21 protein-coding genes, 1 tRNA gene and 1 pseudogene are annotated in these 19,955 nt (G+C 65.5%); 19 read left to right on the top strand and 4 right to left on the bottom strand.

Annotated elements, in window-relative coordinates; genetic code table 11:
- Window positions 1-198 precede the first annotated feature (198 nt).
- The 6 genes from QH290_RS00690 to QH290_RS00665 all read left to right on the top strand — a co-directional run bounded on the left by QH290_RS00690 (window position 199) and on the right by QH290_RS00665 (window position 4,794).
- Window positions 199-855, top strand: a complete 657-nt coding sequence (locus QH290_RS00690) for an FtsB family cell division protein (protein ID WP_280381683.1) — start codon at window positions 199-201, stop codon at window positions 853-855.
- Window positions 852-1,397: a DUF501 domain-containing protein gene (locus tag QH290_RS00685; RefSeq protein WP_280381682.1), complete on the top strand. Its 546-nt coding sequence runs from the start codon at window positions 852-854 to the stop codon at window positions 1,395-1,397. The genes QH290_RS00690 and QH290_RS00685 overlap by 4 nt, the downstream gene beginning before the upstream one ends.
- On the top strand, window positions 1,390-2,337 hold the full coding sequence (locus QH290_RS00680) for a Ppx/GppA phosphatase family protein (RefSeq protein ID WP_280269636.1): 948 nt from the start codon (window positions 1,390-1,392) through the stop codon (window positions 2,335-2,337). The genes QH290_RS00685 and QH290_RS00680 overlap by 8 nt, the downstream gene beginning before the upstream one ends.
- Window positions 2,338-2,773: 436 nt before the next feature.
- On the top strand, window positions 2,774-4,240 hold the full coding sequence (locus QH290_RS00675; RefSeq protein ID WP_280381681.1) for a peptide MFS transporter: 1,467 nt from the start codon (window positions 2,774-2,776) through the stop codon (window positions 4,238-4,240).
- Window positions 4,241-4,295: 55 nt separating this feature from the next.
- Window positions 4,296-4,369: transfer RNA gene (locus QH290_RS00670), tRNA-Leu, on the top strand.
- 86 nt (window positions 4,370-4,455) lie between these two features.
- Entirely contained in the window at window positions 4,456-4,794 is a 339-nt protein-coding gene (locus tag QH290_RS00665) for a hypothetical protein (RefSeq protein ID WP_280381680.1), read from the top strand.
- A gap of 165 nt (window positions 4,795-4,959) precedes the next feature.
- Here QH290_RS00665 and QH290_RS38010 read toward each other — a convergent pair.
- The 3 genes and pseudogenes from QH290_RS38010 to QH290_RS00655 all read right to left on the bottom strand — a co-directional run.
- Window positions 4,960-5,988, bottom strand: a pseudogene (locus QH290_RS38010) (recombinase family protein); the annotation flags it as partial.
- 299 nt (window positions 5,989-6,287) lie between these two features.
- The gene (locus QH290_RS00660; RefSeq protein WP_280381679.1) at window positions 6,288-6,635 is read right to left on the bottom strand and encodes a hypothetical protein; all 348 of its coding nucleotides are present in this window, start codon (window positions 6,633-6,635) and stop codon (window positions 6,288-6,290) included.
- Between the two features lie 683 nt (window positions 6,636-7,318).
- On the bottom strand, window positions 7,319-8,539 hold the full coding sequence (locus QH290_RS00655; protein WP_280381678.1) for a helix-turn-helix domain-containing protein: 1,221 nt from the start codon (window positions 8,537-8,539) through the stop codon (window positions 7,319-7,321).
- A gap of 302 nt (window positions 8,540-8,841) precedes the next feature.
- Between QH290_RS00655 and QH290_RS00650 the strand changes: the two genes are divergently transcribed.
- The 5 genes from QH290_RS00650 (at window position 8,842) to QH290_RS00630 (ending at window position 10,818) form a co-directional block, all read left to right on the top strand.
- Window positions 8,842-9,036 carry a hypothetical protein gene (locus tag QH290_RS00650; RefSeq protein ID WP_280381677.1) on the top strand — a complete coding sequence of 65 codons (195 nt, stop codon included), beginning with the start codon at window positions 8,842-8,844 and terminating at the stop codon, window positions 9,034-9,036.
- Entirely contained in the window at window positions 9,033-9,650 is a 618-nt protein-coding gene (locus QH290_RS00645) for a hypothetical protein (RefSeq protein WP_280381676.1), read from the top strand. Before QH290_RS00650 ends, QH290_RS00645 begins: the two co-directional genes overlap by 4 nt.
- 6 nt (window positions 9,651-9,656) lie before the next feature.
- Window positions 9,657-9,875 (top strand): hypothetical protein, encoded by a 219-nt coding sequence (locus QH290_RS00640; RefSeq protein WP_280381675.1) that lies wholly within the window; start codon window positions 9,657-9,659, stop codon window positions 9,873-9,875.
- A 102-nt stretch (window positions 9,876-9,977) separates the two neighbouring features.
- Window positions 9,978-10,595: a hypothetical protein gene (locus QH290_RS00635; protein ID WP_280381674.1), complete on the top strand. Its 618-nt coding sequence runs from the start codon at window positions 9,978-9,980 to the stop codon at window positions 10,593-10,595.
- 19 nt (window positions 10,596-10,614) lie between these two features.
- The gene (locus QH290_RS00630; protein ID WP_280381673.1) at window positions 10,615-10,818 is read left to right on the top strand and encodes a hypothetical protein; all 204 of its coding nucleotides are present in this window, start codon (window positions 10,615-10,617) and stop codon (window positions 10,816-10,818) included.
- 465 nt (window positions 10,819-11,283) lie between these two features.
- Here the strand turns inward: QH290_RS00630 and aspS are convergent, their stop codons facing one another.
- Entirely contained in the window at window positions 11,284-13,038 is a 1,755-nt protein-coding gene (aspS, locus tag QH290_RS00625) for an aspartate--tRNA ligase (RefSeq protein WP_280381684.1), read from the bottom strand.
- 248 nt (window positions 13,039-13,286) lie between these two features.
- On the opposite strand from aspS, the gene QH290_RS00620 reads away from it, so the two are divergent.
- From QH290_RS00620 to QH290_RS00585, 8 genes are all read left to right on the top strand, one after another.
- Window positions 13,287-13,571, top strand: coding sequence for a hypothetical protein (locus QH290_RS00620; RefSeq protein ID WP_280381672.1), 285 nt, complete (start codon window positions 13,287-13,289; stop codon window positions 13,569-13,571).
- A 91-nt stretch (window positions 13,572-13,662) separates the two neighbouring features.
- Window positions 13,663-14,394 (top strand): SAM-dependent methyltransferase, encoded by a 732-nt coding sequence (locus QH290_RS00615; protein ID WP_280381671.1) that lies wholly within the window; start codon window positions 13,663-13,665, stop codon window positions 14,392-14,394.
- On the top strand, window positions 14,375-15,115 hold the full coding sequence (locus QH290_RS00610; RefSeq protein WP_280381670.1) for a phytanoyl-CoA dioxygenase family protein: 741 nt from the start codon (window positions 14,375-14,377) through the stop codon (window positions 15,113-15,115). The genes QH290_RS00615 and QH290_RS00610 overlap by 20 nt, the downstream gene beginning before the upstream one ends.
- The gene (locus QH290_RS00605; protein WP_280381669.1) at window positions 15,112-15,732 is read left to right on the top strand and encodes a TfuA-like protein; all 621 of its coding nucleotides are present in this window, start codon (window positions 15,112-15,114) and stop codon (window positions 15,730-15,732) included. Before QH290_RS00610 ends, QH290_RS00605 begins: the two co-directional genes overlap by 4 nt.
- A complete protein-coding gene (locus QH290_RS00600) occupies window positions 15,729-16,985 on the top strand; it encodes a YcaO-like family protein (RefSeq protein ID WP_280381668.1) in 1,257 nt (418 codons plus the stop codon). The genes QH290_RS00605 and QH290_RS00600 overlap by 4 nt, the downstream gene beginning before the upstream one ends.
- Window positions 16,986-17,687, top strand: coding sequence for a hypothetical protein (locus QH290_RS00595; protein WP_280381667.1), 702 nt, complete (start codon window positions 16,986-16,988; stop codon window positions 17,685-17,687).
- A 146-nt stretch (window positions 17,688-17,833) separates the two neighbouring features.
- The gene (locus QH290_RS00590) at window positions 17,834-18,241 is read left to right on the top strand and encodes a 2OG-Fe(II) oxygenase (RefSeq protein ID WP_280381666.1); all 408 of its coding nucleotides are present in this window, start codon (window positions 17,834-17,836) and stop codon (window positions 18,239-18,241) included.
- A gap of 358 nt (window positions 18,242-18,599) precedes the next feature.
- Entirely contained in the window at window positions 18,600-19,871 is a 1,272-nt protein-coding gene (locus tag QH290_RS00585) for a hypothetical protein (RefSeq protein WP_280381665.1), read from the top strand.
- The last annotated feature ends 84 nt before the right edge of the window (window positions 19,872-19,955 follow it).

Genomic DNA, 19,955 nt, shown 5'->3' with positions numbered 1-19,955 from the left:
TGGCTCAACGACTGGCACCTGGATTGGGAGCTCGGGGTCGACGCCGACAGCGGGCTGATCACCGCCCGGCACCGGCGCCGCCGGATTCGCGCCCTGGTGTTTTTCGCGGCTCTCCCCCGCCCCGCCCGGGGGCGCGGCCGCCCCCCCCCCCCCCCCCCCCCCCCCCGCCACGGATTCAGCCGACTTTCGAGGTGTGAGATGACAGAGCGACGCGGGGCCGGTCCGGCAGGACGCGGGGACCGCCGCTCGTCGCGGGCCGCCGGATCGCGCACCAGGAAACCGGCCGCGGGCTCGGCGTCCACGGCCCGCACGGCCGCCGGTAAGCGCGCGGCGCAGCGTCGCGTGGGCAAGCCGGATTCTCGTGCGGCCGTTCGGGATAGGCACGAACGCAAGATCCTCGGCCTGTCCACCGGCCGCGCGGTGATCCTGGCGGCGGTGCTGTGCGCGCTGGCGCTGACCCTGGCGGTGCCGATGCGGACGTATTTCAGTCAGCGCAGCGAGGCCGCGCAGCTCGCGCAGGAGCGCGCGGAGCTGGAGAGCGATCTGGCCCGGTTGCGCGACCGCCGGGCACAGCAGCAGGATCCGGCCTACATCAAATCCGAGGCGCGCGACCGGTTGCGGCTGGTGATGCCGGGCGAGACCGCCTACATCGTCCAGGTGCCCGGTATCGAACAGCCCGCCGTGCCCGCGCAGCCCACCCGCGAGCGCCGCCCGGACCCCTGGTACACCGAGCTGTACCGCAGCATGTCCACGCCGCAGCCCGCGGCGGCCGCGCCCGAATCCGATCCCGCTGCCGTGCCGCAATCCGAGGACGCGGCCCCGCCGCCCCCGAACCCCGAAGGAGCGCCCCGGTGACCGAGCCCGCCTCTGACGCCGATCTGGAGATCGTCGCCCGGCAGTTGGGCCGTCCGCCGCGCGGCGTGCTCGCCGTCGCCTACCGCACGCCGGACGGCCAACCGGCGGTGGTGAAGACCGCGCCGCGGCTGCCCGACGGCACGCCGTTCCCGACGCTGTACTACCTGACCGATCCGCGGCTCACCGCCGAGGCCAGCAGGCAGGAGGCCGCCGGGCTGATGCGGGGGATGTCCGAGCGGCTGCGCGCCGATGCCGAGCTGGCCGCCGGGTATCGCGCCGCGCACGAGAGCTATCTGGCCGAGCGCGACGAAATCGAGTCGCTGGATACCGATTTCAGCGGTGGCGGCATGCCCGAGCGGGTGAAATGCTTGCACGTACTGATGGCGCACGCACTGGCGAAGGGGCCCGGGGTGAACCCCCTGGGCGACGAGGCGGTGGCGCTGGCCGCCGATAACGGCCTGCGCGGCACGGCCGTTCCGGCGGACTGGCCGAAATACGAGCAGTACCACCATGATCCGGTGGGGAAGGACAGCGATGAGTGACCGGGTGGCCGCCGTCGATTGCGGCACGAATTCGATCCGGCTGCTGATCGCGGAGGCGGGTGCGGACGGGCACCTGGCCGACGTGCACCGCGAGATGCAGATCGTGCGCCTCGGCCAAGGTGTCGATGCCACAGGCGAATTGCACCCGGAGGCGATCGAACGCACCCGGGTCGCGCTGCACGACTACGTCGACCGGATGCTCGACGCCGGAGTGACCAGGGTGCGGATGGTCGCCACCTCCGCCACCCGCGACGCCCGCAATCGCGACGACTTCTTCGCCATGGCCGCAAGGGAATTGAGCCGCGTGGTGCCGGGCGCCCAGGCCGAGGTCATCACCGGCGACGAGGAGGCGCGGCTGTCGTTCTCCGGCGCGGTCGGCGAATTGTCCAGTGCCGAAGGGCCGTTCGTCGTCGTGGATCTGGGCGGCGGTTCGACGGAGGTGGTGCTGGGCAACAGCCACGGTGTCGAGGCGGCCTATTCCGCCGACATCGGCTGCGTCCGGATCACCGAGCGGTGCCTGCACGGCAATCCGCCCACGCCCGAAGAGGTCGCCTCCGCACGGTTTTTCGCGTCGCAGCGGCTGGCCCAGGCATTCGGGGTGGTGCCGGTGGAGCGGGCGCACACCTGGGTCGGCGTGGCGGGCACCATGACCACGATCGCGGCGGTTGCGCTCGATTTGCCCGAATACGATTCGGAGCGTGTGCATCTCACCCGGCTGAGCCTGGAAGAGGTTCGGGCCGTGTGTCATCGGCTGGTCAAGATGGACCACGACGAACGCGCCGCGCTCGGGCCGATGCACCCGGGGCGGGTGGATGTGATCGGTGGCGGCGCGGTCGTCACCGAGGTGTTAGCCGACGAGCTGGCCCGCCGCGCCGGCATCGGCGAGCTGATCGTCAGCGAGCACGACATCCTCGACGGCATCGCCATGTCCATCGCCTGACGATCCGAACCGGAATCGAATTGTGTTGCAGGAGTGGCGGAGTCGTGCCCGTAGGCCGACGCTTCCGGTGATGTCGAAGGTCGGTCACCGGCGAACGCTCCGGCAGTGGGGCGGCGCCCGGCTCCCGGCGCGTCCCGGGTCGTAGCCGTCCGCGCGCGGATGATCCCGGCTTCCTTCGGGCGGGTGATGCGGCGATCCTGAACTCGATGCGGCACCGGCGACGGCGAGGGGTGCGCCGTGACAAGTTTCTGCGAGCCGAATTGTGCAGATTGCGTGCAATCTGCACATCGCCTGAACATTCTGACCGGAATCCGCCTCGCGGAGACAAGCGTCCAGTTACTCTGCCCTGCGGCGGCGGACCAGACCCGGTGCGCCGAAACGATGCGACCGCCACCCTGGTTGCTGGAAAATTGCGTGACATGGAAAGGTCATACGCATGACGGGAGTGGTGCAGCGGTCCGGCAGACCCGCCGAGCGGACCCTGTTCGGACAGCCGATGGGATTGGCGAACCTCTTCGGCGTCGAGCTGTGGGAGCGATTCTCCTATTACGGGATGGTCGCCATCCTCGGCTACTACCTCTACTACTCGGTGACCGACGGCGGCCTCGGGCTCGCGGAATCCACGGCGACCGGCATCGTCGGCGCCTACGGCGGGTTCGTCTACCTGGCGACCGTGCTCGGCGGCTGGATCGCCGACCGGCTGCTGGGCATGGAGCGCACCGTGTTCTACGGCGGTGTCGTGGTGATGGCCGGGCATATCGCGCTGGCGCTGCTTCCCGGGCTGGCCGGGGTCGGGGTCGGCCTGGTACTGGTCGCGCTCGGTAGCGGCGCGCTGAAGGCCAATGCCTCCTCGCTGCTGGGCACGCTGTACGAGAAGGACGATCCGCGCCTGGACACCGGGTTCACGCTGTTCTACCTCGGCATCAATCTCGGCGGCTTCATCGGCCCGATGATCACCGGCCTGCTCAACGATCACCTCGGCTTCCACTACGGCTTCGCGGCGGCGGCGATCGGCATGGCGCTGGGATTGACGCAGTACGCCATGTTCCGCCGCAATCTCGGCGAACACGGGCGCGCGGTGCCGAACCCGTTGCCGCGCAACGCGATCGGCAGGTCCGCCGGATTCGTCGCGGCGGTGGTCGCGGTGGCCGTGCTGGCGTCGGTGACCGGGCTGGTCACGCTGGACAATCTGCCGTGGGTCATCACCGGCGTCGTCGCCGTTGCCTCGATCGTCTATTTCGCGATCATGCTGACCAGCCCGATCGTGTCCGCGATCGAACGCACCCGGGTGCGCGCGTACATCCCGCTGTTCGTGGCCCAGGCCGTGTTCTTCTCGCTGTTCCAGCAGATCTTCACGGTGCTCACGGTGTACTCCGACAAGCGGATGAACTGGTCGATCTTCGGCTGGGACGCCCCGCCGAGCTGGGTCAGCTCGATCGACCCCGTGTGGATCATCATTCTGTCGCCGCTGTTCGCGCTGCTGTGGGCGCGGCTGGGGACCCGCGCGCCCAGCACCCCGCGCAAATTCTCCTACGGCGTCATCGGGATGGGCGCGGCCTTCCTGCTGTTCGTGCCGCTGGCCGGGATCGACGGTAAGCAGGTCCCCGCGCTGCTGGTCTTCTTCCTCATGAGCCTGTTCGCGGCCTCCGAGTTGCTGCTGTCGCCGATCGGCCTGGCCGTGACGACTCAGCTTGCGCCCGAGGCGTTCCGGGCGCAGATGATGGCGCTGAACTTCTTCTCCGTCGCGATCGGCACCTCGATGTCCGGGGTGCTGTCGAAGTACTACAGCGCCGACCACGAGGTCGCCTACTTCGGCACCCTCGGTCTGATCACCATCGCCGTCGGTGTGGCGGTCCGCTGCATCGCCCCCTGGGTCAGTCGGCACATGGAGGGCGTCCACTGAGCAAATCCCCGGAGAATTCCGAGACGCCCGTACAAATTCGGTAGGCTGACCGGGCGCCCCCGTAGCCCAACTGGCAGAGGCAGCGGACTTAAAATCCGTCCAGTGTCGGTTCGATCCCGACCGGGGGCACGTACAGCATCTACACAACCCGTATCTGCCGTGTGGGCAGGCGTTTGTTGTGTAGGGGGCATGGTGTTGGTGATCCTTTCTGCGGTGTGGGTGATGTCGGGGATGTGGTCGGCGGGCAGTGTGATGGTGATGGTCACCTGGTCATCGTCGTCGTGCAACCGGACGGCGAGCTGGGTGATCTCGAACAGCTTGCGCAGCAACGCTTCCGGCGCTTGGGCCAGATTGAGTGCCAGGTACGGCAGGGCGTCCAGCAGTGCGATGTCGGCGGTGCCGGGCCGCTGGGGTTCGGCGGTGTCGGCGGCGTCGAGTTGAGCGATGACCGACAGTGCGGCGGTCTTCTCGGCGTCGAGATCGTTGTAGGTGCCGCGCAATCCTTTGGTGAACGGGTCGTCGGGGTCGCCGTCCTGGGCTTGCCTCAGGATTGAGTTCTGCCGCCGGGTGACGTCGGCGACGACTCGTTGGAGTCGTTCGCGCTCGGCTTGGCGCTCTCGTGTGGCGCGGTCGTCGAGGCCGGCGAGGTCGGCGGCGAGCAGCTCGCGGCGATGCGAGCCGAACACCCTTTCGGCGAAGAAGCGTGAAAGCGCATCCAGCACAGCGTCTTCGCGGAGGTACACGGCTTTGGGGTGACCGGTGTACTTGTCCGAGCGGCCCCGGTTGTTGCCGCGCGGCCAGCACATGTAGTAGCCGCTGTTGTGGCGGTGGTTGCCGAACATCCGCCGTCCGCATCCGCAGAACACCATGCCGCGCAGCAGGTAGGTGCGACGGGTCGCGGGGTGGGTGTTGCTGGTGTTGCCGTCGCGGGAGCCGCGCCGGGCTTGTCGGCGGGCGGCGAGTTCGTCGTACATCCATTTCGGGATCAACGGCTCGTGCGCGGGTTCGCTGGACCACACCCACTTCACCGGATCGTTCACCTTCCCCCGCCGCGACCGCGACGCGCGCCGGTTGAACACCTGGAACCCCGTGTACTTGGGGTTGCGCAGGATCTCGAACACGCTCGTCTTGCCCCACGCACCCCGGGCACGTTCCCGCCCCGGCGGTATTGGTGGCGGATATTTCACCGGGTCGGCGTTGAGGCGCTCGGCGATGGTGTCGTAGCCCAGGCCCTCTCGGTGGCGCCACAACGCGATCTGGGTGACCGTCTCTCCGCGCACCCCGTCGGGTTCGAGGCGGGTCTTGGTCTGCCCCTTGGCCGCCTTGGTCGGGTTCGGATGCCGGTAGGTCTTGGCCTTGTACCCGTACGGGGGCTTGCCGATGTTCCAGCCCTCGCGGACGTGGGTGCACAGTCCGCCCCAGGATTGTTCGAGGGTGTTGAGGGTCTCGTACTCGGCGATGGATTGGTTGATGCGGCGTTGCAGGATGCGCTGGGCGCGGCTACCGGACAGCTGGATCGGCTCGTTGGACGCGAACAGCGGCACCTCGGCGTTTTCGAGTTCACGTTCGATCGACAGACCCTCGAACGTCCGCCGCGCCACGCGGGACACCGATTCGCAGATCACGACGTCGAAGCGGCGGCCGGGATGGGCGGCCTCGTCGCGCAGATCGGCGACGCCACCGTCGCGGGCGATCGGGATGTCGAAGCGATCGTAATCAGAGCCGTGGCCGCGGTCGTCGAGATCCATGCGACCGGACTCGACGTCGTAGAAGTGCGCCACGATCACCCACGACTCCGGGATCGCGGCCTTGCAGTTGCCCAGCTGCCGCAGCATCGACTGCCGAGGGTCCTGCTGATCCTCGGTGGAGGTGCGACCGAGGAACGCTACCCGGACCTCGTTGCGCAGCACCGAGACCGGCACTCCCAGCGGCGACACCGCGTAGTCGGACAACCCCGACGGCCCCGACACGGGTACGGTCGCCGACAGCGATGCCGTCCGGTGGGTCAGGGCGGGGGCGGGCGGATTCACGGGCGGGTCGTCGGGGGTCATGCGGCGGCACCATCCTGCCTGGATCGATCATCGGATTGTTGTTGCACGGCCCACGCCAACAATTGCGCAGTGACATCGGCCAGTTCGCCACGCAATTGTTCGGCACGCGCACCGTGAACATAATGGACACGACCAGCATAACGCTGGTCAGCGGCGCGTTTCCTGGATTGATTGTACCGCCAAACCGGCAGGTCAGGGCCGGTTTCGGGCGGGTTTTCGTTGTTATTGCCGGAGTTATTACTGGGCGCTTTTCGCCGCAGCGGAATCACTACGGCATCTTTGTTGTCTCCGGGGTTGTCGGGGTCGTCGTTGAGGTTGTCGTCGGGGTGGTCGGGTGTGCGCATGGGTGCCTCCATTACCTGCGGCCCCTCTGCTTGTGGCGAGGTGCCGCGGGCTCGGTCGCGGTGGTCGGGTTCGGTTGTGCCCGCTTCGACTCCTCGATTGCCGTGGCACCCGTCGAGGCCAGCGTCACACGTGATGTTGAGTTGTGGTCCCAGCTTGACGAACCCTCACCGACGGCATACCCTAGGAATCCTCAACTTGTACTCTGGGTGTGTTGTAGGCTCCGGTCGACACACTGGGCCAACTAGCGTACCTCTCGTCGCGGGTTTGTAAACCCCCTGCGCGAAATTTTTTCAATCTTTCTAATCAGTGCTGGATAAGGGCTGGTCGTGGGGCGTGGCCGAGACCGGCAGGCGTGGTTCGGGACCGGGGTGTCTCGCTAGTCTGTGCCGATGTCTCGGTGTCTGGTCTCGGGTGTCTCGGGAGTGGTCTCGCCGAGTGCGAGCGCCTGCCGACAACGGTTGGCTCCTGCCGCGCCGCTGGATCCGCTGTAGGAGGACTCCTGTTTCAGGGCCGAAATTGGACCTACGAGCTTTAGTGATATTCGTCACAGGCTGGGTCGAGATCTGGCGGGCAGCACGAACCCCGCCGGGCCGGTGCTGGTGACGATGGCCGTGGTCCTGGTCCGACCCGAGTTTGCCGGTGGCGAGTTGGGCACTCGTGCGGCCAGCGACTCGACATCGCTCTATGCGTGCATGCCGCGCAACTCCAGAAACTCCTTGACCTCTGGCACCTCCGCATACGGACGCACCGCCGTGGTGATGGCATCCAACTTCCGGTGGAGGCGCGCTGATGCCAGATCCCCGACAGCTTTGTAGTTCTGGGTCAACAGCGAGCACCCCTGTGCGACGTCTCCAGCCTTGATGTAGGTGTGCGAGAGTTCGAGCTGCCATGCGCTTTGTTCGCGAGGCCAGGCCGACGCGTCTGCGATGGCCGTCTGCAAGTAAGCCGCTGCCTGACGATAGTCGCCAGCGCTCATGTATGAAATCCCGGTCAGCGCGTTGAACTCAGGCTCGGGCAACCACACCCAATCCGGGTCGTACCCGCGCCCGGAATCGTATGCCCGGTGCGCTCGACCGATCGCCTTCGCCATTGCCGCCTTGTCGGACGCAATACCCAGGGCTTGCGCCTCGTGAAGCGTTGCCAGCGCGCGCACTTTGGGACCGCCGGTGCGCCGAGCAGCATCCTGCGCCGCCTGTGTCAGGTGCACCGCATTGTGCGGTCGCGGCTGACGAGCCCCCCGCCCGTCCAGGCCGTCCGTGTCAAGGTAGCTGGCGTTCAGCAGCGCGTGCGACGAAGCGATGCCGTCACCCGCGGCTGCCGCAGCCTGGGCGGCATCGGCGTAATATCGCCGAGCATCATCGCGCCGATCAGCGTCGTAGTGGACCCACCCCGCTGCAGTCATCATCTCGGCGGTCGCGGTCGCCAGCGCCTTGCCAGTGTCGTCGGCATAGCTACCGCTGTTCAGCAACTGCTGGACGTAGCGCACTTGGCTCGCTGCCAGGTGGCATAGCCGGTCACCGCCGACTACGAGATCGAGTTCATGGATCTGGTTGATGCTGTCTTGAATCTCAGCAACGTCGCTGGCACCGACCCGGGCACCGGACGTTGCCGCTGATGCGGGGCCAGCCGCGATCATGGCGGCTCCCGCACTGCCTAACGCCCCCGCTCTGAAGAATTGACGACGGTCCACGTCTGCCTCCTCGTCCGACTCCACTACCAGTATGGCCAATGGCACCTGGAGCGCTCTGGCCACGAGCCGTAGGACTCGAAGGTCGTATGAGGCGGGGCCACCGCGTTCCAGGCCCGAGACCGCAGGCTGGGAAAAGTTGATCAACTCGCCCAGCTCACCCTGGGTCATCCCGATGGACTTGCGGATCCGTCGGATGACTTCGCCGGTCGTCATATGCATATCCAACGCCCCCAATTGTCAGCCGGTTTGCTGGGGCTGTCTACCCGAAAACCGTTGTCCGGGCAGAATATACGGAATTTCGCATAAACGGAACGCTACCCGTAATTTCGGCGTTTTCCTGGTCATTCCCGATCGTACGGTCAAATCGCACCCGGTGCCGGGCCGACGCCGTACCTGCTACGGCGCACCGGCTGACCTGGGAGGTTGGTCAGTGGCGAGAGCCCTCGGCGCCGGGTGCATCCCTCATATTCCGGCAAAGAGAATTTCGAGGTTCAGCCAAAATGCACACCCTGGCCATGCATCAGACGCTCACCCTGACCGAGCAGGAAACCCACCAGGCACCCCGGGTGCCCTTCACCCTCGCCCAAGCCCACAGCGTGATGCAATACCACGTCGCCTGCCGGGCGACCCGCTGCCCCCGCAAGGCCGCCGCGCTTCAGGTGCTGGTCGAGGCGGGCTGTGTCGTGCCGGACCTGAGCAAGCCTCGGTGACCGCGATGACCTCCACGTCGGGCACCGAGAACCCCGGCGACCAGCCGACCGGCACAAGCGCACCGGATGCGAGTGAGGCGACGCCGGAATGGGCACCGGTTGAGCCACTGCCCTCGAGTGAGATGTTCGTGGCCGCGTTCGCTGGCCTGGATCGCGTGGCAGCACGGGACATCTTGGATCCAGCCGCTGACCTGGCGGACTGCCACCGCGAGTGCCGGCTGGCGTTCGAGGTACTCAGTGACCCGAGCGCATCAGCGGAAGAGATGAAATCGGCCGCCGCGGAACTAGTTTCAGCCAAGGCAGATCTCGACATGCTGATCATGGTCATCGACGACGCCGTGGCCGAACGACTGCGACAGCGGCACGAGGATCGACATTTCGACACGCCGCCCACCTCCCCCGCCGATGCTGTTGCCGAGGTTGCCGTGCACACGGAGTCCATCGGGGAGATCGCGGCCAAGATGGCGGATCTGTGGGAGCGGGCCGTCAGCAAGGGTGCGGACCCGATGACCACGGCCACGTCCGAAGCGCACGAGCTGGCCGTGCTGTGCGCCGGGTACGACTGTCTGGCGGCGGAGATCGAGTCCGACCGGCGAACGCTACCGGGGATGTGATCCGGCATGCCGCCCGTCACCCCGCCCCGCCCACCGCAGCGCGTTCGACATATCCGCATCGAGTCCGGTGCCCTCAAGCTGGACTTTCAGGCATCGGCCGAACAGGTGCAGAACGTCGCCGACGAGCTGGCCGGGACGTTCGCCGACATGGACTTACGCATCACCGTGGATGACGAGGTGTATCCGGATCTGCCGCCGCTGCCATGCGCGGAGTTGTGGGACTGAGGCAGCCTGCCGAGCCCCGCGCCACTTATCCGAACTCGTTTCCTCCCAACACTTTTCGCTCGTTGCTTTGAACGTCACCTCGACTGAAGGGATGCCGAATCTATGCCTGACGATCCGCTGGCTACGTCGACCGACCGCCCCGTACACCATGTCTTCTACGGTGCTGATCCAAACCGGCCGCTGGCCTTCACGCTCCCGCCGGTGGAGGCCACGCCGGATCAGCCGCTGCCGGATGCCGGACCGTTCCTTCGGGTCTGCGCGGGCGCGGAGGAACCCACCACGGTCATCCTGCGCGGAGCACGGGAACTGGTCGGCATTTGGCGGCACGTCTACGAACAACGGCCGAAAGATATGAGCCTGATCAATGAGCAGGTGAACCTGCACGTCTGGTTCATCGACCGCGAAGCGGGCGGACACACCAAAGACGTTGTGTACCAGGCGGATGCACCGCTGAGCCCGTCAACTTACGGGCAGTGGGCCGCCTGGTTGGTCTGGAAGTACCTGCTGTACGCCCTGCGGCAGAACGACGCCGAACGCCACGAACGCGACGCCGCTGAACTCGGCTGGTGCCTCGAGTCGTTCAACGAGCTGGTCGAAGCGGTGCGGGCTGGACGCTTGCGCTTGCCGCCCGAGCAGGGGCCGGAGGGGGACGGGACGGAGTTTCCGCCACGGCGGGTGTGGCCGGAGAACGGGAATACGGATTCCGAGACGGACGACTGAATCCGAAGGGACAAGAACCGTGACGTCGCCAGATCCCTTGGAACGCAAGGTATTCGTGCAGGCGGACGGCATGTTGGCTGAGTTCATGTGTCGGTCACACTTGATGGAGCTGACCGTCGAACGTGCCCGTGAGCTACAGCATATTCACCGCTTCCACCGTCCCGACGAGTGCGTTGTGCACTTGGAAGCGGCCTACTTGCTGCTGGTCGCGGACGACTTCTGAACGATGCCGTCCCTCATCCCGATTCTGTGGCCAGCCTCGGTGTTCACTGCGGCAGTGCTTGGGTTCCGGCTTGGATTGTGGTGCAAAGGAATTCGCAAGCCGGGGCGACACGAGTTCTTGCCGCAGCGTCCCCGTAGCGATAAGCGGTACACGGTAGAGGTGACCGGACCAGCGGTCCGAAGAGTTGGGAACGCAGACGTGACCGACGGTGTTCCGGCCGAGGATAGCGCTGCGGAAACCGAACCTGACACCGAGCCGATCCGGCATCCGCCGACTGCTTCCGGGCCTGCGCGCTGGCGGCACGCGGACGACGACACCGAAGTCCTGCCGCGACTACAAGACATCCGGCCGCCAGCGCGGCCCACCCCGATACGACGACCACCATGGGTTGGAAGAAGCCGTGACGAGGCATAGCTGCCAGGCATCCACGGGTATGGGCCGAGGCCAACTGTGCAGCCGCGGTGCCTACTCCTTCTTGCGCGGGTTGAGGTGCAGCTCGCGCAGACGTGCGGGCTCTACGTCGCTCGGCGCACCCATGAGAAGGTCCTGGGCGTTCTGGTTGAGCGGGAACGCGATGGTCTCCCGAATGTTGGGCTCATCTGCCAGCAGCATGACGATCCGGTCCACGCCCGGCGCGACCCCGGCATGTGGCGGCGCACCATAGTGCAGCGCGCGAACCATGCCGCCGAACTGCTCGTCGACGTGTTCTTTGTCGTAGCCAGCGATTCGGAAGGCTTCGTACATGATTTCCGGATCATGGTTGCGGACCGCTCCGCTGGACAGTTCGATGCCGTTGCACACGATGTCGTACTGCCACGCCAAGATGTCGAGCGGATCTTGCGTGCGAAGCGCTTCCAGACCGCCTTGCGGCATCGAGAACGGGTTGTGACTGAACTCGATAGAGCCGTCGTCGGCCTTCTCGTACATCGGGAAATCGACTACCCAGCAGAAGCGGAACACGCCCTCGTCGAAGATGCCGGCACGCTTGGCCGCCTCGACCCGGACCTCGCTCATGATCTTCGCGACGTCGGCCTCGTATCCGGCACCGAAAAACACCGCGGTACCGGGCTTCCCGTCGACGGCGGCGATCAGCTGTTCGGTGACGGATTCGGTGAGGAACTTCGCAATCGGGCCGGACAGCGCGCCGTTGTCGCCGATCTTGATCCAGGCCAGGCCCGCTGCGCCTTGCTCGATGGCGAAGGCGCCGAGTTGGTCGTAGAACGAGCGTGGCTTGTCGGCGCAGTCATGGACCGCCAGTGCTCGGACGTGTTTGTTCGAGAACGCCTTGAAGTCGCTGTCGCGGAACAGGTTTGACACATCGACAAGTTCCAGCGGGGATCGCAGATCGGGCTTGTCGGTGCCATATCGGGCCATGGAGTCGCGGTAGGCGATTCGGGGAAACGGCGCGACGGTCTGCCGGTCGGGTGCGAATTCGTTGAACAGTTCGACGAAGACCTCTTCGACGACTTCGAACACGTCTTCTTGTTCGACGAAGCTCATTTCGATGTCGAGCTGGTAGAACTCGCCTGGGGATCGGTCGGCGCGGGAGTCTTCGTCACGGAAGCACGGGGCGATCTGGAAGTACCGGTCGAACCCGCTGATCATCAGGAGTTGCTTGAACTGCTGCGGTGCCTGCGGCAGGGCGTAGAACTTGCCGGGGTGGGTCCGTGAGGGCACCAGGAAGTCTCGCGCCCCTTCGGGGCTGGTGGCCGACAGGATGGGGGTCTGCATGTCGAAGAATCCGCGGGCGGTCATCTTCTGCCGGATGGATGCGATAACGGCCGAGCGCAACAGGATGTTGCGGTGCATCCGCTGTCGGCGCAGGTCGAGGAAGCGGTAACGAAGGCGCGTCTCCTCGCCTACCTTGTCCTCGGGGAAGATCTGGAACGGGAGCGGATCACAGGTGCCCAGGACTTCCAGTTCTGAGACTTCTACCTCGATCTCGCCCGAGGCGATCTCGGGGTTGACATTCTCCGGGGCGCGCCGAAGAACGTGGCCGTCGACCCGGATCACCGATTCCTTGGGCAGATGGCTCAGCTCGTCGAACACCGGCGACTCGGGCCGCACGACGAGCTGGACGATGCCGTAGTTGTCACGCAGGTCGATGAACAGCACGCCTCCGAGGTCGCGCCTGTTGTGCAGCCATCCGGACAGCCGTACAGCGTGGTCGACGTCTGACGTACGAAGCTCGGCGCAGGTGTGGGAGCGGTATGGGTGCATCATCCATCCGTGATTCGGGGGGAGGCGATGGTCGGTCGCCCTACGTGCTGGGACAGGTTCAAAGCCTACGTCAACCTCGTGGTAGCCCGGTTCGCCGTCCCCAGGGTCATGCCGCGGATGGGCGGTAAAGGTATCGCGTTTCACATCCGTGATATGGGACACTGCCTTGACCACCGTCCAAAAGCACTGGGGCGCAAGGTGGTAGCCGACATCGAGGTTGGCTGGTTCCGTATATCTGGGAGGTACGTGTGACTTCAATCATTCCTCAGCTCGATGATGCGGCCAAGGTTCGCGTTGAGGCTGTCCTGTCCCGAGCGGCCGAGGACATCGAATTCCGGGAGCTGCTGTTGGCTGATCCGGCCGCCGCGCTTGCCGAGACCGATCTGACGGACGACGAGAAGGCCATCCTCGGCACCGGCCGGCGCGTGGCGCTTGAAGAGTGGGGCGTGGATGTCCGGCGGTTCCGGGCGTTCCTGATGGACAACGGCAACCGGTTCTACACGGACGAAGACATCACTCCGGTAGGCGAGTAGTAGCTGCTCAGATCAGCCAGATACCGCGCGACCACTCCCGGCGGTACCTGGCTGTTTTGCTGTAACCACCACCACTGCCAGGAGCCCACACGTGCGCAAGACCTCTATCTACCTTCTCGGAACCGGCATCAAGGGCACACTGCATCTGACAATCGAGACGATCCAGGCCCTCCGCGCCAGCAGGCGGGTATACGTGCTGCACGCGGACGACGCCGTTATCGAACACGTCCGGCAGTACTGCCCGGACGTCGAAGACATGGCACCGCTGTACGAAGGCCAGACCGTCCGCGATGACGTGTACCGGGAAATCTCGCGCCGTCTTGTCGATGCGGCGCTGGAGACGCGGCCCGTTTCTTTTCTGGTGCACGGACACCCGTTGTTCCTGGTCAGTGCGACGGAATACACGCTGGAACTCGCCGAGAGCAAGGGACTGCGTGTCTCGGTACTGCCCGCGGTGAGTTCCTTCGACACACTGCTGTGTGACCTCGGCATCGACTACGGCTATGGCGTGCAGCTCTACGACACGAGCACGATGCTGCAAGCCGGATGGAAGCCCAACCCCAACGTGCCGCTGCTGCTGTTCCAGCTCGCGTCGACCCTGAATCGTGCTGTCATCAAGGACGATCCGGATCTGAAGGCGTTGGCTCCGATAGTCGACCTGCTTGCACCGATCTACGGCGGCGATCACCGCGTGCAGGTCGTCTGGTCGGCGGCTCACGCCCTCGAGTCCAGCTCGATCAACGAGCTGCCGATTGATGACCTCGTGAACACCGACCTGCAGCTATGGCGGAGGCCGACCCTGTATGTACCAGCCAAGATCTGAGCATCTGCGGCTCCCTGACCAACACCAGGCCGGCGCTTTGCGGGCTCGACTCGACTCGGCCGGCTACGTGGTGATGCGCGAATTCGCGAATGCAGCACTCCTGGATGCCCTTCGCGCCGACGCTGCCCGGCTGTGCGCTAAATCGCGGGAAGAACTCGATGGCACGGTGGTTCATCGTGATCAGAGTGAGCGGGTGCTGAGCATGCACTACCTCGATCGGCACAGTGACCTGCTGTTCGATCTGACCCGTTTGCCCGAGGTCCAGCTGCTGGCGGACAGGCTGGTCGGGGCGCGGACCGTGCCGTTCCTCACCGAGTACTTCGGCAAACCAGGTCCCGACAGCGAGCCGACTCCGCCGCATCAGGACCAGATTTTCTACCGTGACCACTTCGGCGAGGAACAGGCAATAAGCATGTGGATCGCGCTGACCGACGTCGATGACGAGTCCGGCGTGCTTCAGTACGCGACCCGACAGCCATCGGTGGGCGAGCTACTGAAACACCACGACACCGATGCCGCGAACTTCAGGGCCGAGTTGATCGACGGCTCAGCTTTCTCGTACGTGTCCGCGCCGGTACCAGCCGGTGGGGCCGTGGTCCATCACTCCTACGCTGTGCACCGCTCCGGCCCCATACACACAGGAGCACCCCGATCGGCGGTGGCCCTGAACTTCCGTCGCTCGGCCTACCGTGAACACCTCAACCCGCTGGTGCCCGCATGATTGCGGTATACGCCGGTCCGTCGCTGCCGGTCGACTGCCGCCCGAATTCACCTGAGCTGCACTGGTATCCACCGGCCGAACGCGGCGACCTGGACCGCTTCGACGCCCCCGAGGGCACCACTGTCGTCCTTGTCGACGGCTACATGATTCATCGTCATCCCCCGTCGCCCACAGAGGTCCACGGGTTGGTGCGACGTGGATATGTCGTCTGGGGCTGCGCCAGCCTCGGCGCGCTGCGTGCGGCCGAACTTCGCCACCACGGCGTACAAGGATTCGGCTGGGTCTACGACCGAGTCGTCGACCGAACCGTCACCTACGACGACGAGTTGGTGGCGATGCTCGACCCGCGCACCGACAAGGCGGCGACGCTGTTCCTGGTGAACCTCCGTTACGGCCTCGAACAGCTGACTGCAGCGGGCCGGATCGATCAGCGCCAAGCCGAGCACATCATCGACGGCCTACGCAGCGTGTACTTCGAACACCGCACGAGCCCCCTGGGACGCCGCCTCGCCATCGAGGCTGGGGTGGCGGCGGCCGACATCGATGACTTGCTGACCGCCGACATCAAGCAACGCGACGCTCGTGCCCTGATAGAACGACTGACGGTGCCGGTATGACCGATACAAGTAGCATCCAGCTGCCCTGGGCGGTCTGGGAACAGCAGCTTCTCGAACGACTCGATGAATTCGGCATCACCCGGGTAGCCGACACCACCGGCATGGATTCCCTCGGCGTGCCAACGGCTAGCGCCACCAAACCGGGTACCTCGGACGTGATTTGGGTCTACAGCGGCAAGGGGCGCAGCCAGGCCCAGGCGCGAGTAACAGCCATCATGGAGTGCCTGGAACGCACGGGCGGGCTGTGGCCGTCAGAGCCATCGTGGATTACCGAGACACCACGAGTACTGCGCCGAACCCACGAAATTTGGGAGGCCCCGCGGTTCACCTATCGGCAACGACCGGGTCTCGGCGACGACGCGCCCCAGGTCTGGGCCGAAGCAACCCAGCTCCGCCCCACGCCTGGACGAGTGATGGTTCCCGCCGATCTGGCCTACAACGGTCGACGCCCCGCCGGTCTGGCCACAAGCCCGGTCATGCTGTCGACCTCGAACGGTCTTGCCGCCGCGTTCACCACCGACGCGGCGTTGAGGCACGGATTGGCCGAGGTCATCGAACGCGACATCATCTCGTTCGCCGAGGTACGTGCATCCCATCTCGGCTACCGGTTTCTCGCCACAATCGCCGAACAGCTCGGTATTTCGACCGCCGCTTTGGAGCGATACGAGGACAACACCGAGCTTGCGGTAACCATCGACCAGGCGACACTTCCGCCCGACCTGGCGGACCTCGTGACCCGCTATCGAAACGCCGGACTCGAACTGGTGCTCAAGCAATTACCCAACAATTACGGTCTGCCCGCCTACGGCGTTGCCGCCGTCCAACAAGTCGACATGACGCGCTACCTCGGTTGTGCTGGCTACGCCGTGCGCACAAACAGCGATATCGCTGTGGAGGCGGCGCTGCTCGAACTGGCACAGACCCGCGCAACCGATCTTCAGGGCGCACGGGAAGATCGACACGAGGTCGAGAAGAAACGCCTGAGCGAAAAGCCCAAGAACCACTGGATGGCCACAGCCGGGGCATCTGCAACCCCGTACGAGCCTTCGGGCACTGATCCGAGCTTATCTCACCTCCTCGACGCCTGCGCGCAAGCGGGCCTGCCGGAAGTCGCGTACACCGAATTCGACGGATGGCCCGGAATCTCGGTCGTTCGGGTCCTGGTTCCTCATGCCGAAACGTGGCATATCACCGCCGGATGGTCCGAACTCGGTCCGAGGCTCCGGGCCGCGACAAACAGCAGGAGTGCTTGAATGTACTGGGCGTTCGACAACCCGAAATCGAGAGACGCAGGAGCATACCCGCCCGAGCCGCTGAACCTGACCTACGGACACGACAGTGACGGCGGAAAGAGATTGCGTGGCACCGAGCTTCAGCGCGCGTACACGGCAACCGGCCGACCGGTACAGCCGTCGGATTGCGGACCGATCCGGGTCATTTCCGCCTTCGGGAACGTCATACGCTCACCCGGTCGAATCATCATCGAGCGCGCCGAGCAGTCGAACCGCTGGCGAGATTTCCAAGACGACCACAGCACCTACGGTCCAGTTCGGGTTTCCGGCGACCGGTGGCACGGCACCGAAAGCGGATTCGTCGCCAGCTGGCTCGCTGGTTCCGAATACGCCAAGATCAGTACCGGCATTCTCGTGTTCTTCCCGAAGGGACACCTGCTGTATCAGGGACCGCTCCCCAACCGACAACTGATAAAGGACGAGGCCGCACCTGGTGAACTCGAGGTGATGGCGGGGCTTGAATACTTCACCCCCGAGCGAAGCCGCGAAATCAACGGCCAGACATACGGCATGGCCGCCATGAACGTCATCGCCCGAGTCCCGCCTCCAGGCAAGACCGTAGACATCCCGCGCGGCCGAACGCTGGGATGGTTCTACCTTGTCGCGCCGACAACCGCTCAGCACATCGAGACGTTGCCCGCGACGGAGGTCAGCAGCACGTGATACTGCACGAAGCATCAGGATTCCTCGGCGACCAACGACGCGAGCGTGTGCTGACTCTGCTGAACTCGCCAGCCCTGGAATGGGCGCGCGCCGACAGCCTCGGACGAACCGTACACGGACGAGTATGGCAATTAGCCAACCGAGCAATGCACGCCACATCCGAGATGCGCCAACTATCGGCATTATTCGCCAGTGCCGTCTTCAACGAACTCGCTAAATCGACGATCCCCTCGCTTCCCGACCCATCAAATATAATTCCGCAAGTCTTTCCGGTCAGGATGGAGGGAAACACCGAAGACCCGCCGATGCAGATTCCTCATATCGACGGAGAACCCACACGACACCCGCTGATCACAAGCCTCTACTACGCCCACGTAGAAGGTATCACCGGCGGGAGTCTGCTCCTGCACGAAAACCCTGACACAGTGACTGCCCGAATAGTTCCGCAGACCGACAACCTCACAGCGATTCTCGGGAATCAGTTGCATTCTGTAGAGCCACTGACGAAGGGAACGAGGATCACCGTCGTCACAAATTTCTACGCTGACTCATAGTCAGTCCACTCTCAGGTGGCTCGCCGCCCGGAGGCTATGGAGTACATCTCAGCCGTGACTCATACGAGCTGCTGTCAAGGGTGATCGCGCAAGAGATCGACGGGTGACACAATCGACCCAGGGCATCGGTCCGTTCTTACGTTGGAATGCACAACTTCGGTGAATCCCGTTCCCCGATGCGCGCCTATTTCAACGAGACGCACGTCTTATTTTAGGGATGGCTTGACAACACCCGGGGCATGGAGCGTCCATAGATGTGCAACCCCGAACCGAAAACGCGAAACATTTCTGAACGGGGCGCGCATCCCGGCCGGGATATGACCAACCAACCCAACCCGTCGATTCAAAGGGAAAAGTCATGTCCATAACATCATCGGAAACCCACCGCACCGACAACGAGGACGCCCTGTGGCAGGCCCTGAATACCCAACCCATGGCGACTACCGCCGAACTGTCCACCGCCGCCGGAATTACGACGTCCAGCGCCCGCAAGATCCTGGCCCGATGGACCGACGACGGCACGGTCACCCGCCACGCCGATGATTCCAACGGCCCGCACCGCTGGACCGTGACCACCAGCGACACCGTGACGCCGCCGGTCCCGGACACGGCCGCTACGGGCACCGACACGGCCCCGGAACCGGCGGCCCCGGACACCGATACCCCGGACGCCGATATCGCCGCCCAGGGCGCGGATACGCGGCCCGCCGAACCGGCCACCGACACCGCACCCCCGGCGGATGTGCCCGCCGCACCTGAACCGGCCGACGAGTCCGCCGATGACGACGCGCCGGACGACGCGGATTCGGCCGAGCTGCCCGGCGATGAGCCCGACGATGAGAGCGAGTCGCCGTTCGGTGCGCCGTGCCCGATCGAGGTCGGTGATGAGGTCGCCAACCGGTACCACCGGTCCTGGCGCGGGCGGGTGACCGAGATGCAGTGTCAGGACGGTATCGCCCAATGCATCATCGAAACACCCGACGGCGCGCAAAGTTCCATCCCGCCGTGGGCGCTGGTACCCGCCGGGCCGGACGGCGTCCCCGATGAATGGCAGCAGCAGATGGACACGCTGATCGCTGCCCAGCACGACCGCGCGGTCCACGAGCTGCAGGACCGGTCTGCTGCCACGCGGGAACACCTCGAGCAGCTTGCCCAGCGGCTCGGCGGTATCGCGACGGCACTGGGCAACGGAACCGTCCCGCACGGCGACGACACCGCCCCGATTGCGGATTACGCGGGCGACCTCGAGGCCGCCATGGCCGATCTGAACGGCTTCCGCACCCTGGTCACCGACTCGGGACTGCTGACCGTCGATGAGATCAAGCGGGCCACGGGCCGCCCGACCAGCGCCCGCCCGAACGGCATGCGTCCCACCGCCACCGCCTCGAATCACGGCACGGCCGACAAGCTGCCCCCGGGCGGGTTGCGCGGCATGGTGGAGGACGCCCTGCGCGACAACCCGGGCCGCACCTTCACCACCACCGAACTCAAACACGTGCTGGATCAGGAACATCAGCGCAACATCTCGAGCGGCGCGATCAGCAACGCCCTGGACAAGCTGACCGAACAGGGCGTAGCCCGCCGAATCAGCGACAGCCCCCGGACCTGGGCACTGGCCGAGAACCCCTGACAACCGCCCCGGGGGGTGGTGGGGGGGGGGGGGGGGGGCCGCCGGCGCCACCACCCGCCCGCCCCGCCCCCCCCCCCCCCCACC

The organism is Nocardia wallacei (assembly GCF_029869545.1).
GTDB classification, from domain to species: Bacteria; Actinomycetota; Actinomycetes; order Mycobacteriales; family Mycobacteriaceae; genus Nocardia; species Nocardia wallacei_A.
Note: the sequence above shows the minus strand (reverse complement) of the source record. Positions and strands in the feature narration are given on the sequence as shown.

Coding starts and splice junctions, on each gene's coding strand:
- QH290_RS00690 (WP_280381683.1), top strand. CDS start 199: ATGACAGAGCGACGCGGGGCCGGTCCGGCAGGACGCGGGGACCGCCGC.
- QH290_RS00680 (WP_280269636.1), top strand. CDS start 1,390: ATGAGTGACCGGGTGGCCGCCGTCGATTGCGGCACGAATTCGATCCGG.
- QH290_RS00675 (WP_280381681.1), top strand. CDS start 2,774: ATGACGGGAGTGGTGCAGCGGTCCGGCAGACCCGCCGAGCGGACCCTG.
- QH290_RS00660 (WP_280381679.1), bottom strand. CDS start 6,635: ATGCGCACACCCGACCACCCCGACGACAACCTCAACGACGACCCCGAC.
- QH290_RS00655 (WP_280381678.1), bottom strand. CDS start 8,539: ATGACGACCGGCGAAGTCATCCGACGGATCCGCAAGTCCATCGGGATG.
- QH290_RS00650 (WP_280381677.1), top strand. CDS start 8,842: ATGCATCAGACGCTCACCCTGACCGAGCAGGAAACCCACCAGGCACCC.
- QH290_RS00640 (WP_280381675.1), top strand. CDS start 9,657: ATGCCGCCCGTCACCCCGCCCCGCCCACCGCAGCGCGTTCGACATATC.
- QH290_RS00635 (WP_280381674.1), top strand. CDS start 9,978: ATGCCTGACGATCCGCTGGCTACGTCGACCGACCGCCCCGTACACCAT.
- aspS (WP_280381684.1), bottom strand. CDS start 13,038: ATGCACCCATACCGCTCCCACACCTGCGCCGAGCTTCGTACGTCAGAC.
- QH290_RS00610 (WP_280381670.1), top strand. CDS start 14,375: ATGTACCAGCCAAGATCTGAGCATCTGCGGCTCCCTGACCAACACCAG.
- QH290_RS00605 (WP_280381669.1), top strand. CDS start 15,112: ATGATTGCGGTATACGCCGGTCCGTCGCTGCCGGTCGACTGCCGCCCG.
- QH290_RS00600 (WP_280381668.1), top strand. CDS start 15,729: ATGACCGATACAAGTAGCATCCAGCTGCCCTGGGCGGTCTGGGAACAG.
- QH290_RS00595 (WP_280381667.1), top strand. CDS start 16,986: ATGTACTGGGCGTTCGACAACCCGAAATCGAGAGACGCAGGAGCATAC.
- QH290_RS00590 (WP_280381666.1), top strand. CDS start 17,834: ATGCACGCCACATCCGAGATGCGCCAACTATCGGCATTATTCGCCAGT.
- QH290_RS00585 (WP_280381665.1), top strand. CDS start 18,600: ATGTCCATAACATCATCGGAAACCCACCGCACCGACAACGAGGACGCC.